The 15583-nt window shown below is 56.1% G+C and carries 13 protein-coding genes; 5 read left to right on the top strand and 8 right to left on the bottom strand.

From position 1 onward, the window contains the following. Positions 1-33: 33 nt before the first annotated feature. Entirely contained in the window at positions 34-804 is a 771-nt protein-coding gene (bioH, locus tag PanJK_RS20730; protein WP_265302556.1) for a pimeloyl-ACP methyl ester esterase BioH, read from the top strand. Here the strand turns inward: bioH and PanJK_RS20725 are convergent. Further along, complete coding sequence (locus PanJK_RS20725; protein WP_265302553.1) at positions 788-2473, bottom strand: alpha-amylase family glycosyl hydrolase; 1686 nt, start codon at positions 2471-2473, stop codon at positions 788-790. The genes bioH and PanJK_RS20725 overlap by 17 nt on opposite strands. A 116-nt stretch (positions 2474-2589) precedes the next feature. After that, positions 2590-4911 (bottom strand): Tex family protein, encoded by a 2322-nt coding sequence (locus PanJK_RS20720; protein ID WP_414858959.1) that lies wholly within the window; start codon positions 4909-4911, stop codon positions 2590-2592. A gap of 192 nt (positions 4912-5103) precedes the next feature. On the opposite strand from PanJK_RS20720, the gene greB reads away from it, so the two are divergent. After that, entirely contained in the window at positions 5104-5592 is a 489-nt protein-coding gene (gene greB, locus PanJK_RS20715; protein WP_061719740.1) for a transcription elongation factor GreB, read from the top strand. A 66-nt stretch (positions 5593-5658) separates the two neighbouring features. Here greB and yjbE read toward each other — a convergent pair whose 3' ends face one another. Beyond that, complete coding sequence (gene yjbE / locus PanJK_RS20710) at positions 5659-5901, bottom strand: exopolysaccharide production protein YjbE (RefSeq protein WP_256697683.1); 243 nt, start codon at positions 5899-5901, stop codon at positions 5659-5661. A gap of 500 nt (positions 5902-6401) precedes the next feature. Here yjbE and ompR point away from each other — a divergent pair, with 500 nt between their 5' ends. Next, positions 6402-7121: a two-component system response regulator OmpR gene (gene ompR, locus PanJK_RS20705; RefSeq protein WP_001157751.1), complete on the top strand. Its 720-nt coding sequence runs from the start codon at positions 6402-6404 to the stop codon at positions 7119-7121. Continuing rightward, entirely contained in the window at positions 7118-8482 is a 1365-nt protein-coding gene (envZ, locus tag PanJK_RS20700; protein ID WP_265302534.1) for a two-component system sensor histidine kinase EnvZ, read from the top strand. Before ompR ends, envZ begins: the two co-directional genes overlap by 4 nt. 36 nt (positions 8483-8518) lie before the next feature. Here envZ and pckA read toward each other — a convergent pair whose 3' ends face one another. From pckA to PanJK_RS20675, 5 genes are all read right to left on the bottom strand, one after another. Then, a complete protein-coding gene (gene pckA / locus PanJK_RS20695; protein WP_265302533.1) occupies positions 8519-10138 on the bottom strand; it encodes a phosphoenolpyruvate carboxykinase (ATP) in 1620 nt (539 codons plus the stop codon). A 274-nt stretch (positions 10139-10412) separates the two neighbouring features. After that, entirely contained in the window at positions 10413-11285 is an 873-nt protein-coding gene (hslO, locus tag PanJK_RS20690; protein ID WP_256697678.1) for an Hsp33 family molecular chaperone HslO, read from the bottom strand. Positions 11286-11308: 23 nt separating this feature from the next. Then, entirely contained in the window at positions 11309-11710 is a 402-nt protein-coding gene (gene hslR, locus PanJK_RS20685) for a ribosome-associated heat shock protein Hsp15 (RefSeq protein ID WP_256697676.1), read from the bottom strand. An 18-nt stretch (positions 11711-11728) separates the two neighbouring features. Further along, positions 11729-12397, bottom strand: coding sequence for a GMP/IMP nucleotidase (gene yrfG / locus PanJK_RS20680; protein WP_256697674.1), 669 nt, complete (start codon positions 12395-12397; stop codon positions 11729-11731). Positions 12398-12450: 53 nt separating this feature from the next. After that, complete coding sequence (locus PanJK_RS20675) at positions 12451-14592, bottom strand: intracellular growth attenuator family protein (protein ID WP_265302532.1); 2142 nt, start codon at positions 14590-14592, stop codon at positions 12451-12453. Between the two features lie 397 nt (positions 14593-14989). Here PanJK_RS20675 and nudE point away from each other — a divergent pair, with 397 nt between their 5' ends. After that, a complete protein-coding gene (gene nudE, locus PanJK_RS20670) occupies positions 14990-15556 on the top strand; it encodes an ADP compounds hydrolase NudE (RefSeq protein WP_265302531.1) in 567 nt (188 codons plus the stop codon). Positions 15557-15583 lie beyond the last annotated feature (27 nt).

The following is a 15583-nucleotide window of genomic DNA, read 5'->3' as shown; positions in this document are numbered from 1 at the left end:
CGACCTCCTTTTCACTTTTCCGGAGTGTAACCGATGAGTTCGCTTTACTGGCACACCGCAGGCACGGGCGATCGCGATCTTGTGCTGCTGCACGGCTGGGGTTTGAATGCCGAAGTGTGGCAAAACATGATTCCGCGACTCAGCCCGCATTTTCGCCTGCATCTGGTGGATCTGCCGGGCTTTGGCCGCAGCCAGGATTTTGGGCCGCTGACCTTAGCGGAAATGGCGCAACAGTTGTTGCCACAGTTACCCGATCGCGCAGTGCTGCTAGGCTGGTCGCTGGGCGGATTAGTTGCTAGCCAGCTGGCGTTAACCCAGCCGCAGCGCGTTGCAGCGCTGATCACAGTCGCCTCATCGCCGTGTTTTACCGCACGTGATCAATGGCCGGGGATTAAGCCCGAAACGCTGCAAAGTTTTCAGCAGCAGCTGAGTACTGATTTCCAGCGCACCGTGGAGCGTTTTTTGGCGCTGCAAACCATGGGCACGGAAAATGCGCGGCAGGATGCACGCCAGCTGAAAGAGGTGGTTTTATCGCAGCCGATGCCGACGGTTGAGGTGCTGGAAGGGGGATTAGAGATTTTGCGTCAGGATGATCTTCGTGTCGCGCTCGACGATCTGCCGCTGCCGTTCCTGCGCATTTACGGCTATCTCGATGGGCTGGTGCCGCGTCGTATCGCAGAAGAACTGGATGCTCGCTGGCCAGATTCATCCTCGGTGGTGTTGGAGAAAGCGGCGCATGCGCCTTTCATTTCTCACCCGGATGAATTTACGCAGCTGATCACGGAGTTTACCGCAGCCACATAAACTGCCACGCAGCCAGCGTCAAAGGCTGGCTGCCATCCAGCTTATCCCCGCTAATCACATCCTGCACAAGCCGCGTCAGCGGTAATTGCGTCGTCACCTCATGACTGCTGAGATTAAACACGCACAGCAAACCCTCTTCGCTGTCCGGCTGATGGCGACGCAGCACCAGCAAGGTATTCTCGCTCTCCAGCAGCGTCATCGGGTTATCGGGATGAAATGCGGATTGTCGGGTACGTAGCTGAATCAGTGCGCTAAGGCGTTCATACACCTGCTGACGTAGCGGATTGCCGCCGCTGATCCACTGCTCCATTTCATGCAGGTCGTATTTCTGACGATTGATGGCGCGGTTGTGACCCGCCGCGCGCACGCCGTCGTTATCGTTGCGCGAGCCGAGAATGCTTTGAATGTAGATCGCCGGTACGCCGGGAAACGACAGCAGAATCGCATGCGCCAATAGAAAGCGACGCAGTCGCGTGTCATCGTCATCGTCTTGCTGATTCAGCGCATCAAAATAGGTGACGTTGATTTCGTATGGGCTGGTGGTGCCATCAGCATTGTTCTTGTACGAGACCAGCGCGCCTTCCAGCGCCAAATCACGCACCAACGCCACAATCTCCACTTCCGACAAAATGCCGCGTGCCGGATTGAGTCCAATACCGTCGTGCGAGGCGAGAAAGTTAAAGAAAGTGGTGGTGCCGCCGCCCAAATCCAGCGTGCTGGCCCACTGACGCAGCGCACATGCCGATCCGGAATGAATGGCGTGCAGCACCAGCGGCGGCAGCGAAAACTGATACACCATTTGCGCTTCATCTTTGCCGTTGCCGAAATAGCTGATGTTGTCTTTATGCGGCACGTTGGTTTCGGTGACGATCACCGTGCCGGGCGCGACTTCATTGGCGATGGCGCGAAACAGCTTCACCAGCTGATGCGTTTTCGGCAGGTGAATGCAGTTAGTGCCCGGCGTTTTCCACATGTAGCCGACCGCGTCGAGCCGCACATAATCCGCGCCTTTGATCAGGTAATCGAGCAGCACATCAACCATGCAAATCAGCACTTCCGGATTGCCAAAGTTGAGGTCGATTTGGTCGGCGCTGAAGGTGGTCCAGATATAGCGCGTTTCGCCGTTGGCCATTGCAAACGGCGTCAGTAGCGGCGAAGTGCGTGGGCGCGTCACCGCGCTGAGATCGGTGGCGGGCGGCATGCTGATAAAGAAATCATCCCAACCGGGATCCAGCGCCAGAAAGTGCTGAAACCAGCGGCTGTGCGCCGACATGTGGTTGCAGACAAAATCGAACATCAGGCGCGTTTCGCTGTGCAGTGCGCTGATGTGCTGCCAGTCGCCGCAGATCGGATTGACCTGGTGATAGTCGATAACCGAGAAGCCATCGTCCGAAGAGTAGGGAAAGAACGGCAACAGATGCACCAGGTTGAAAGTGGATTGCAGATGCTGCTGATAAAAACGCGAGAAGCTGGCGAGGGTTGGCTGTTCGGGTTCACGGAACTGATCGGCGTAAGTGATCAGCACCACATCTTTCTCATCCCAGTGTGCCTTGCGCGGCAGTTTTACCGTATCGCGCGCGGCACGAATGTGCGAAAGCAGACGTTCACGTGCCGCGACCGGAAAGCTGCCGTGATAAATCTCATCGATTAAGGCGTTGATAATATCCATTGGATCGCAGGGCCACGCGGCAGGTCATTTTTTCAAAGCGTAGATGGACGAGCAGATTTATCAAGGCGGTATGCGCGCGGAGACGGGATGTCTCCGCGCGTGTTTAAGGCAGGAACTTAACGCTTTTTGAAGGCGGCGGCGAGCGCATCACCCATGGCGCTGTTGCCCGCCGGAGCGCTGGCCGGTTTGCCACGGCCTTTGTTATTGGCCGCCGGACGCGTGTTCTCTTTACTGGCATTGCGGCTGCCGCGCGCATTGCTTTCACCGGGCTGCTCATCCAGACGCATGGTGAGCGCAATACGCTTACGCTGCATATCCACTTCCATCACCTTCACTTTGACGATATCGCCCGCCTTCACCACCTGATGCGGATCTTCAACGAACTTGTCGGAAAGGGAAGAGATGTGCACCAAACCATCCTGATGCACGCCGATATCGACGAAAGCACCGAAGTTGGTGACGTTGGTGACGGCGCCTTCCAGCACCATGCCCGGCAGCAGATCGTTAAGCGTTTCCACGCCTTCAGCAAATTGCGCGGTTTTGAACTCCGGACGCGGATCGCGGCCTGGTTTTTCCAGCTCTTTGATGATGTCTGTGACCGTTGGCAGGCCGAAGCGCTCATCGGTGAAGTCGCGTGCATTGAGATCGCGCAGACCGCCTGGATTGCCCATCAACTCATTCAGCGCCTGCTCGGTGGCGGCCAGAATGCGCTCGACCAGCGGATAGGCTTCCGGGTGCACGGTTGAGGCATCCAGCGGGTTGTCGCCGTGGTTGATACGCAGGAAGCCCGCGCACTGCTCAAAGGCTTTCGGCCCGAGGCGGCTCACCTTCAGCAGCTGCTGACGGTTCTGGAAGCGGCCATTTTCATCGCGCCAGCTGACAATATTCTGCGCCATCATGCGGGTTAAACCGGCCACGCGGGTGAGCAGCGCCACAGATGCGGTGTTGAGATCGACACCGACGGCGTTCACGCAGTCTTCCACCACCGCATCCAGCTTCTTCGCCAGCTGGCTTTGGCTGACGTCGTGCTGATATTGGCCTACACCGATCGATTTCGGATCGATCTTCACCAGCTCGGCGAGCGGGTCCTGCAGGCGACGTGCGATGGAAACCGCGCCACGAATCGACACGTCGAGATCCGGGAACTCCAGCGCCGCCAGCTCAGATGCGGAATAGACCGATGCACCGGCTTCACTGACAATCACTTTCTGCGCGTTGATTTGCGGGAACTGCTTCTGCACGTCGAGGAAGAAACGCTCGGTCTCGCGCGAGGCGGTGCCGTTACCAATCGCCACCAGTTCAACCTGATGTTTCGCGCACAGCGCGGCCACGGCCGTCGCCGCTTTCGCCGCCTGGCCAGTATGCGGGTAAATAGTATCGGTCGCGACCAGCTTGCCGGTGGCATCCACCACCGCAACTTTCACACCGGTACGCAAGCCCGGATCGAGGCCCATGGTGGCGCGCATGCCGGCAGGCGCGGCCATCAGCAGATCGTGCAAGTTACGGGCAAACACGTTGATGGCTTCATCTTCGGCGCGTTCACGAATAGTGCCCATCAATTCGGTTTCGAGGTGCAGCAGCACTTTGATGCGCCATGTCCAGCTCACCACCGCTTTACGCCAGCTATCCGCCGGTGCGTTATTCAGGCGCAGCTTGAGGTGTTCGGCAATCAGCGTTTCGCCATAGCTTTCACGCGGGGCTTCGTCGAACTGCGGATCGGCATTCAGCGACAGCTGCAGCACGCCTTCGTTGCGGCCACGGAACATAGCCAGCGCACGGTGCGACGGGACGCCGCTCAGCGCTTCGTGGTGATCGAAGTAGTCGCGGAATTTCGCGCCTTCTTCCTCTTTACCTTCCACCACGCGTGCTACCACATGCGCGTTCTTCCACAGATATTCACGCACTTTCGCCAGCAGCGTGGCGTCTTCGGCAAAGCGCTCCATCAGGATATAGCGCGCGCCATCCAGCGCAGCGCGCACGTCGGCGACACCTTTGTCGGCATCAACGTAGCTGGCGGCCAGCTGCTCCGGATCCTGCGATGGATCCTGCCACAGCGTGTCGGCCAGCGGTTCCAGACCGGCTTCAATGGCGATCTGTCCGCGCGTACGGCGCTTCTGTTTGTACGGCAGGTAAAGGTCTTCCAGCTCGGTTTTATTCAGCGTGCTGTTGATGGCGGTGGCGAGTTCAGGCGTGAGTTTGCCCTGTTCGTCGATGGATTTCAGAATCGACTGGCGACGATCGTCCAGCTCGCGCAGATAACTCAGACGGCTCTCCAGCAAACGCAGCTGGGTGTCATCGAGTCCGCCGGTCACTTCCTTACGATAACGTGCGATAAACGGCACGGTGTTCCCTTCATCAAGTAAGCGAACGGCAGCATCAACCTGGTCGGCGCGTGCCTTCAGCTCGCCTGCGATAATCTGGCTCAGTGAATCTTTCATCATCATTAACAATGCTTACACAGGGTTGGAAATAGCGGACAGTTATACGGAATGAGGCCGAAAATTGCCAGCCGGTGGCCCGTGAATCCGTCTTTTTCTGAATGCAGCGCGCGCAATCTTGCTGATGGTCAATCGGTCGCTTATTGTTAGCCTCTTTGCTGCGAAGAACCGCCGTCACCACGAGTTGAAGTCATGAAAACCCAACTGATTACCCGCGAAGGCTATAACAAGCTGCGTGCCGAACACGACCATTTGTGGAATGAAAAGCGTCCGGAAGTGACCAAAATCGTCTCATGGGCGGCCAGCCTCGGCGATCGCTCCGAAAACGCCGATTACACCTACAACAAGCGTCTGCTGCGCCAGATCGATCGCCGGGTGCGCTATCTGCGCAAATGCCTCGCCGATCTGAAAATTGTGGATTACGCGCCGCAGCAGGAGGGCAAAGTGTTTTTCGGTGCCTGGGTGCAAGTGGAGAATGAGCAGGGCGATGTGAAGCGCTTCCGCATTGTTGGCCCGGATGAAATTTATGGCGAGACGATGAAAGAGTACATCTCAATTGATTCGCCGATGGCGCGCGCGCTGATCAAGAAAGAAGTGGATGACGAAGTGGTGGTCAACACGCCGGAAGGGCAGAAGTTGTGGTTCGTTAACAGCATTGAATATGTGAAAGAGACGCCATAGCGGGGCGTTATGAATGGTCTGCTAAGGGTGAAGCGGTCGCCACGAATGGCGACCCTGCGATTGACATTATTTACCGGCTTGGGTTGCGGTGGTGGTTGAGGTGCCGCTGCCGCCTTTATCGCCGCCGCCCATGGTCGCCAGCGCCACGCCGAGCAGTGCGCCCACGGCGCCAACACCGATCGCGTCTGAGTTACCTTTCGCCGTGGTGGATGCTTGCGCGCCAGCTGCTTCGCCTGCACTGGTCGCCGCCTGAACCTGGGTGAAGCTGGTCAGTACCAGTGCGCCCAGCAGAATTAGGTTTTTTTTCATTTTTCTCTCTCCACATGAACTCAATAGCCGCAGTGTCAGAGATCGCGTGGTGAGAAGAAAGGGCTGTTTATTGCCTGATTTATCAGCCTTTATTTAATGCTGGTCTTGTTTGTTTTCGTCGTGGAATTGTTCCGAGAGCAGTTGCGGGGCCGAAAGCGAAATCACGGAATTTTATGCTGTCCTCCGCACACTGAAAGCGTATTCCACACCATCACCTTAAGCCAAATCGCCCTGAGCGCTTCTCTGGCGGCGGGATTTTTTGTCATGAACCAGTAACAGAAAGAAAATACGCCAAATTTTCAGATAAGCGCTAAGCGGCTTGAAAGCACAGATAAAAAACGCGAAGCGAAGCGCATTTCAGGGCTAAAAATAAATATAAGCTGCTGTTTAATATGCTTTGTAACAATTTCGGCTAGAATATAAACCATTAATGACTGTCACACTGAGGCCTCTTTTTTTAACAATATTGGCTCAGGCAATGGCGCCTTTGGGAGTTGAACATGCAAGAGAACTACAAAATTCTGGTCGTCGATGATGATATGCGTTTGCGTGCGTTGCTGGAGCGCTATCTCACCGAGCAGGGCTTTCAGGTGCGTAGCGTTGCCAACGCCGAGCAAATGGATCGACTGTTAACCCGCGAATCCTTCCACTTGATGGTGCTTGATTTGATGTTGCCGGGCGAAGATGGTTTGTCTATCTGCCGCCGTTTGCGCAGTCAAAGCAACCCGATGCCGATTATCATGGTCACCGCGAAAGGCGAGGAAGTGGATCGTATCGTCGGTCTGGAAATCGGCGCGGATGACTACATTCCAAAACCGTTTAACCCGCGCGAGCTGCTAGCGCGTATTCGTGCCGTATTGCGTCGTCAGGCCAATGAGCTGCCAGGCGCGCCATCGCAGGAAGAAGCGGTTATCGCTTTCGGTAAGTTCAAGCTGAACCTCGGCACCCGCGAGATGTTCCGTGAAGATGAGCCAATGCCGCTGACCAGCGGTGAGTTTGCCGTGCTGAAAGCGCTGGTCAGCCATCCGCGTGAGCCGTTATCGCGCGATAAGCTGATGAACCTGGCACGTGGTCGTGAATACAGCGCCATGGAACGCTCCATCGACGTACAGATTTCGCGTCTGCGCCGCATGGTGGAAGAAGACCCGGCGCATCCACGTTACATTCAGACCGTTTGGGGTCTTGGCTACGTATTCGTTCCGGACGGCAGCAAAGCATGAGGCGATTGCGCTTCTCACCCCGCAGTTCGTTTGCCCGCACCTTGTTATTGATTGTTACCTTGCTGTTCGTCAGCCTGGTAACAACCTATTTGGTGGTGCTCAATTTCGCCATTCTTCCCAGCTTGCAGCAGTTCAATAAGGTCCTCGCGTACGAAGTGCGTATGTTGATGACCGATCGGCTGCAGCTGGAAGATGGAACGCAGTTGGAAGTGCCGCCGGCCTTCCGACGCGAAATTTATCGTGAGCTGGGCATCTCGTTGTATACCAACGCGGCGGCGGAAGAGAGCGGTTTGCGCTGGGCGCAACATTACGAATTTCTCAGTGAGCAGATGGGCCAGCAGCTGGGCGGTCCCACCGATGTCCGTGTCGAGGTGAATAAAAACTCGCCGGTGGTGTGGCTGAAAACCTGGCTGTCGCCAGATATCTGGGTGCGCGTGCCGCTCACCGAAATCCATCAGGGCGACTTCTCACCGCTGTTCCGCTACACGCTGGCGATTATGCTGCTGGCGATTGGCGGCGCCTGGCTGTTTATCCGTATTCAGAACCGACCCTTGGTGGATCTGGAGCATGCGGCGTTACAGGTTGGTAAAGGCATTATTCCGCCGCCGCTACGTGAATATGGCGCGTCGGAAGTGCGTTCGGTGACGCGGGCGTTTAACCAGATGGCGGCCGGTGTGAAGCAGTTGGCTGACGATCGTACCTTGCTGATGGCGGGGGTCAGCCATGACTTGCGTACGCCGTTAACGCGTATTCGTCTCGCTACTGAGATGATGGGCGAGCAGGATGGTTATCTGGCGGAGTCGATCAACAAAGATATCGAAGAGTGCAACGCGATCATCGAGCAGTTCATCGATTATCTGCGCACCGGTCAGGAGATGCAGACCGAACGCGCCGACCTGAACAGCGTGCTGGGCGAAGTGGTGGCGGCAGAGAGCGGCTACGAGCGTGAAATTGAGAACGCGGTGATGTCCGAGGAGTTGATGCTGGATATCAACCCGCTATCCATCAAGCGCGCGCTGGCGAATCTGGTGGTCAACGCAGCGCGTTACGGCAACGGATGGATTAAGGTCAGCAGCGGCAAGGAGCTGAACCGCGCGTGGTTCCAGGTGGAAGATGATGGTCCGGGCATCAAGCCGGATCAGCTTCAACATCTGTTCCAGCCGTTTGTGCGCGGCGACAGCGCGCGCAGCACCAGCGGCACCGGCCTCGGTTTAGCGATTGTGCAGCGTATTATCGATGCGCATGAAGGTTCACTGGAGATTGGTGATAGCGATCGCGGCGGATTACGGATTCGTGCCTGGTTGCCGATTCCGGAAGGTAATAGCAGTACGGCGGTGGTGAGTATTAATCATAGTGCGTGATACCCGGCGGGCATTTATGCCCACCGGGTTTTCACATTACAACTGCGGACCCGCCTGAACTAGCGCTTTACCCGCATCGTTATCGGTATACTTCTCAAAGTTCATAATAAAGCGCTGCGCCAGATCCTGCGCGGCATGCTGCCAGGCCGCTTCTGTCGGCCAGCTGCGGCGCGGATCGAGAATCGCGCTATCCACCTGCGGCAGAACTTTAGGCATCTGCAGGTTGAACACCGGCAAGGTTTCAGTCTCAACCTCATCCAGCTCACCGGCCAGAATCGCGTTGATGATGGCGCGCGTGTCTTTCAACGAAATGCGCTTGCCGCTGCCGTTCCAGCCGGTATTCACCAGATACGCCTGCGCACCTGCCGCTTCCATCCGCTTCACCAGCACGTCGGAATATTGCGTGGGGTGCAGCGTCAGGAACGCCGCGCCGAAACAGGCGGAGAAGGTGGGCGTTGGCTGCGTAACGCCGCGCTCGGTACCGGCCAGTTTGGCGGTAAAGCCAGACAGGAAGTGATATTGCGTCTGTTCCGGCGTTAAGCGTGAAACCGGCGGCAGTACGCCAAAGGCATCAGCGGTGAGGAAAATCACCCGCTTCGCATGGCCCGCTTTGGACACCGGCTGCACGATGTTTTCGATATGCTCAATCGGATACGAGACGCGGGTGTTCTCGGTCTTGCTGCCGTCCGCATAATCCACGCTGCCATCAGCGCGCACCACCACGTTTTCCAGCAGCGCATCGCGACGAATCGCGCGGTAGATTTCCGGCTCCGCCTGCTCAGACAAGTTGATGGTTTTGGCGTAGCAGCCACCTTCAAAGTTGAACACGCCATCGTCATCCCAGCCGTGTTCGTCATCGCCAATCAGCTGGCGATCCGGATCGGTGGACAAAGTGGTTTTGCCGGTGCCGGACAGGCCGAAGAACACCGCTACATCGCCCGCTTTACCGACGTTAGCCGAACAGTGCATCGAAGCGATGCCTTTCAGCGGCAGCAGGTAGTTCATGATGGCGAACAGACCTTTCTTCATCTCGCCGCCGTACCAGGTGCCGCCAATCAGCTGCATGCGCTCGGTCAGGTTGAAGGCGACGAAGTTCTCGGAGTGCAGACCTTGCGCCTGCCAGTCTGGATTGGTGCACTGCGCGGCGTTCATCACCACGAAATCCGGTTTGAAGTCAGCCAATTCGGCTTCGCTCGGGCGGATAAACATGTTTTTAACGAAGTGCGCCTGCCAGGCCACTTCCATCACGAAGCGCACGCTGAGGCGCGTGTCGGGATTGGCACCGCAGAACGCATCGATCACAAACAGACGTTTGCCGGAAAGCTGCTGGGTGCAGCGATCTTTCAACGCCTGCCAGGTTTCCTGTGACAGCGGCTGGTTATCATTCTTGCCGTTGCCGACATCGTTCCACCACAGCGTGTGGCGCGTGGTGTCGTCCCGAACGATGTACTTATCTTTTGGCGAGCGACCCGTGAAGATGCCGGTATCCACGGCAATAGCACCGCTCTGCGTCAGAATGCCTCGCGCATAACCTTCCAGCTCTGGGCGAGTTTCTTCCTGAAACAGGGTGTCGAAATCAGGGTTATACACCACTTCGGTGGTGCCGCTGATGCCCATAGAGGCGAGGTCTTGCGATGTCAGGCCGTTAACGCGCATGTGACTGCTCCTTTAATCGGTATCTGTTACTGCATATTTTTTATGGGGTGATTCTGCTGCCTGCCTGCATAGCCACGCAGGGCAGATCGCGCGCAGTGTACTCTTCTGAGCACGGCGGAAAAGAGAAGATAGTCAGAAATGCGAGCTGGAACGTGACAAGTAGAGAAATCTGCCACTTATGAAACTAAAGTCAGCGTTATTTAGCTAATAACCGTGATAAATGATAGGGATACGTTCAGCAGGAAAGCGGGCGGATGAACCGCCCGGCAGATAATTAATGCACTTGATCGCTGTTGTTGGTTGGCGCGTTGCGAAGGGCGGCAATATCCACCGCATCGAACACGTAATGCGAATTGCAATAGTCGCAATTCATGTCGATTTCGCCATCCTCTTCGAGGATTTCGTTTACTTCTTCCACTGGTAGCGTGCTCAGCACTTCGCCACAGCGCTCGCGTGAACAGGTGCACTTAAAGCTCACCGGCGTTGGGTCAAACACCGTGGCTTCTTCCTGATGGTACAGACGCCACAATACGTCGGTGGCGGGCAATTCGATTAACTCTTCGCTCTTCACGGTTTCGGTCAGCGTAGCGAGGTGATTGAAATCATCAAGGCTCGGCTCTTGCGCTGGCAGCACCTGCAGCAGAATACCGGCTGCGCCTTTGTCGCTGGTGCGAATAAACAGGCGCGTTGGCAGCTGCTCAGAACGCATGAAGTAATCTTCCAGACAACCCGCCAGCGTATCCGCTTCCAGGCCAACCACGCCTTGATAGCGCTCGCCTTTCTCTGGCGAGATGGTGATCACCAGATAGCCGTTGCCGACCATCTCTTTCAGGCTGCTGCCCGGTGCGATCTCCGCGTCTTCTTGCACGCGCGCCACGCCACGCAACTCCTGACGGTTATTACCGTTGATCACCGCCAGCGTCAGCGGACCGTCGCCCTGCAGCTGCACCGTGATATCACCGTCAAACTTCAGCGTTGCCGTCAGCAGGCTGGTGGCCACCAGCAGCTCGCCCAGCAAAGTTTTTACCGGCTCAACGTAGTCGTGATTTTCGACGATTTCACGCCAGGTTTCGGTCACATTTACCAGCTGGCCGCGCACGGCGACGTTTTCGAACAGGTAACGGTGCAGTTGATCGTTTGTAGACATAGTGTTTCTCTCGTTGGGGCGCGTTATTTATCGCCCGACAATTTAAATTTCATCAGATCGCGGCGCTCTTTTTTATCCGGGCGGCGATCGGGGTGCGGCATAGTTAAGGAATTCATCTTGCGCGCCAGTGCGGTTTTCTCACGCTTGTCGATGCTGGCGGCGGTTTCGGCATACAGCGCTTGCGCTTCACTTGCGGGACGACGTTGATCGGTCACTGCGGTGATCACCACCGTGCGCTCATCGTTGCCCTGACGCAGCGTTAATTCGGCATTCAGCTCCACCAGTTTGCTTGGCTTGCTGCGCTGGCCGTTGTAGTGCACTTTGCCGCCTTCAATCATTTCTCGGGCGATGGCACGCGTTTTATAGAACCGAGCGGCCCACAGCCATTTATCGAGGCGCACGCCTTCGCTCACTTTCTCTTTCATGGTATTGCGGCTCCTGCTTTAACGCAGCGTCTCACACAATTGACGATAATCACGTACCGCCGGATGACGCTGGAAAGATTGATCGGGCCGACCGGAATCCGGATTGCTGACGCCTAAGCACCAGCGAATGCCCCAACTTGTCGCTGCATCCAGAATCGCTTCGCTGTCATCAATGAATAGCGTGCGCGCGCTGTCAAACGCAGTATGTTGCTGAACGGCCTGCCAGAGACGCGGATCCTCTTTCGGATATCCAAAGGTATGGGTGGAAAGTAATAAATCAAGGTGGGCAGCCAATCCGGTCTGCGCCAGTTTCACATCCAGATTGTAGGGATGCGCATTGGTCAGCAGAATGGTGCGTTTACCTGCGGCACGCAGCGCCTGCAACAGCGGCAGCGTATCTTCACGCATCGCCGCACGGTGGCGCTTTTCCCACGTCATGGCGCGAATATCCAGCGCCAGCTCCTGCGACCAGTAATCAAGACAATACCAGTTTAGCGTATGCACCACGGCCTGATACTTCTGCTCAATCAGCTGATGCGCTTCGCCCAGCGTGATGGCGCGTTCGCGGCTCAGGGTTTCCGGCACGTGTTCCAGCCAGAAGTGGCGGTCGAAAGCGAGATCGAGCAAGGTGCCGTCCATATCCAGCAGCACGGTATCAATCTCTGACCAGTTAAGCGTAACCTGCATTTTCTTTCTCGCCGCAAAAAAGTGGGCGACAGGGTAGCACAGAAGGGAAGGGCTCAGAACAGCGAGCGCACGCTCTGCATAGTGTTCAGATTGTGGTTGAAGCACTTGTCGTAATACTGCTGAATTTCCGCCATGCGCAGGCGATTACGATGAATACGACGCAGCGCCAGCAAGCCGTTGATCACCGCGCTGGCAATCAGCACCAGCATCAACAGCGCGGTACCCAAATAGCGCCACTGCGCCATGGCATCCGGCTCGTTATGCAGCGCGATATGGCGTGTGCCGTTGGCATCGGTAGTAATGCTGGTGATGATACCGCTGGCGGCGAACGGCGTGTGCAGCAGCATGCCGGACATGCGTTGCAGTTCGCGCCATTGTGAAGGTGCATCAAGATCAAACAGCGCGACCGACGGTTGCGGCTGCGTCACCATCTGACGACCTTCATCACTGACAATCAGGAAGCCACCCGGCGGCGGGCTGTTAAGGTTTTCCGCCGCGCGACGCGTTTCACGCGCGAAGAAGCTGGACGTGGCGGTGTTCACCAGATTTTCCAGCGCTTCGGCACTCACCGGACGCAGCAGCACGTTCATGCCATTCAGCTTGCCGGAATCCGCGCGGTGAATCAGTGAATCCCAATCTTTGGCGTTGCCGAGATTCACCAGCGCATTTTTCAGGCGTACACAATCCTGCTGCTGGCTGCACAAATCCTGGGTTTTCAGCACCAAATCGGAGAAGTCATCCAGCAGAATCATGCCGGATTTTTGAATCGCCGAGGCCAGCTGCGGGTTGAGTTTGGGATCGGTATTAGTTTCCGGATGCAGCTGGCGCGTGGTGGTGTCGAGCAGCGCCGAGGCTTTATCGATGATGTCCGATTGCGGCTGTGGCAGCGGCGCGGCGTTATTCCAGTAAATCGCCGAGCAGTCGAACGGCATGTAAGCGTAGCTGCGATTACTTTGATAATTGCCCGGTACCGAACACATGCCGGTGCCAGCCACTTTCAGGCTGTCGCCGATGTGCAGCGGCAGCGCATTCAGCTTATCCACGCTATTCACTTCGATGCTCTCGGTGCCTTTGACCCACGCAAGGCTGAGTTTGATCGGCATGCTGAGAGGAATCCAGGTGAACAGCATCACCAGCACCAGCAGCGAACCGCATGCCAGCACCAGATTTTTACGCCAGCGCTGCACCGGGAAGTTACGTACTTCGTCCTGCAACGACAGGAAACGACCCTGACGCACCACCTGACGATTGAGATACATCTCGACGTCGGTGGTCTGGCCTAAATCGTGTGCGACATATGGCTGCCAGTGTGCGGGATAGATTAAATCGATAATACCCAGCGAGATGTTGCTCTGCTCCTGATTGGATTCACCAAACAGGCCCCAGCGCTTAGGCGCACCGCGCAGGCAATGCACATCGCGCAAACCTTTGGCGCCAGGGAGGCGATAGAGGAACCACAGGCTGACGGCGATCATCAGGCAGCCGAGCAGGGCAATCCAGCCCATCAGGCTGCCGGGCAACACCAGACTCAGGAAGAACAGCAGGAACGCGAAACAGATGACCACCGCTTCACGCGTGCCGTCGGCGCGTGACAGTTGATACTCTTCCGCGGTCTCTTTGCGTACCTGCAGCAGCTCAACGTTTTCGCTCTCTTCTTTGCGAATCGACGCGTTAGTGGATATCGGACGCACCAGCGGCGGCAGCGCCGGTTGTTCCACGGCGTAATTCACCAGCGAATGGCCGTTGAGTGAAATCACCAGCGGCAGCGTTTGCGTGCGGATCAGCTCTACGTAGTTCTCTTCGGCGATGTACTGTTCCCATAGCGGCGGCAGATGCACTTCGACTTCATCGAGGTAGTAGCGCCATTTCTGCGGATCGTCGGTAGAGAGGCCGTAGCGGGTGATGGAGCGGGTGACAGGATAAACATTGTTGCTTTGCGCGGTGAGCGTCAGCGCTTCAGGTTCGCGCGACTTCTTTGCCGAGCGTGCGCTGCTGTGTTGCTGCTGTTTGGCGATGAGCGCGATGTACTTTTCAACGGCAGTACGTTCTTCGTCGGTGAGCTTGCGATTAGGCGGACTGATAAACGGCAGCGGTTTCGCCAACGGCGGACGATGCCGCATAGCGTACCAATAGCCGATACCTGCTAAGAGGGAACAGGCGAGCATGACAGCCAGAATGACAATATAAGTGCTCATGCTTTGCTCAATCCAGCCAAAAAACTGCCTTCACGTTAACGATTTACTCCCGGTGAATCCATCAATACAAGTCAATTTTGGCGAGCAGATGTCATTCTGACAAGGGAAAAGTCAGATAAAATAACGCGCAAAATCATTTAATTATAGTTTGTTAGATTATTCCTCAACGGGATGTTAACCAGACATGACTCAATTAAATATCGGTATTTTCTGAATTTAACAATACACCGTTGACTTATTGTGAATTTTTAACTGCATAGATAACAAGAAGTTGTTAGCAGCCGTAAGTGAATATGTGTCACCATAGTTTACTTACGCTGCGTGTCGCACAATAGTTCTGGCTTCGGTATGCTGGCGTCATCACGTTTCACAGGGTTGTGCTAAGTTTGAGGCTGATATGAAAACCCCAATGAAAAAACCTGACATCCTCAATGTGGCAGCGGTGGCCCGCTCCCGCCTGTTCACTATCGAAGCGGTCGATCTCGCTTTCAGCAACGGCGCGCGCCGCGTCTATGAACGCATGAAACCTTCCGATCGTGAAGCGGTGATGATTGTGCCGATTATTGGCAATGACGTGATCCTGATTCAGGAGTACGCCGTCGGTCTGGAAAGTTACGAACTGGGCTTTCCAAAAGGGCTGATCGATCCTGGCGAAAGCGCCTTTGAAGCGGCCGATCGCGAACTGAAAGAAGAAGCGGGATTTGGTGCCACCAAACTGGAAGCGCTGGGCAAGCTGACCATGGCGCCCTCATATTTCTCCAGCAAGATGAACATTGTGGTGGCGGAAGGGTTGTACGAAGAGAAGCTGGAAGGTGATGAGCCGGAGCCGCTGATCGTCCATCGTTGGCCGCTGAATAATCTGCTGGCGCTGCTGGATGAACCGGACTTCCGCGAAGCGCGTAACGTCAGTGCGCTGTTTATGGTGCGCGAGTGGCTGGTGAAGCAGGGCCGTTTAAGCTACTAAATTTCATCATGCTATAAAAAAGAAAGC

It is taken from the genome of Pantoea sp. JK (assembly GCF_026130245.1).
Taxonomy (GTDB): Bacteria; Pseudomonadota; Gammaproteobacteria; order Enterobacterales; family Enterobacteriaceae; genus Pantoea; species Pantoea trifolii.
The sequence above is the reverse complement of the archived record's forward strand: the minus strand, read 5'-3'. Positions and strand labels throughout refer to the sequence as shown.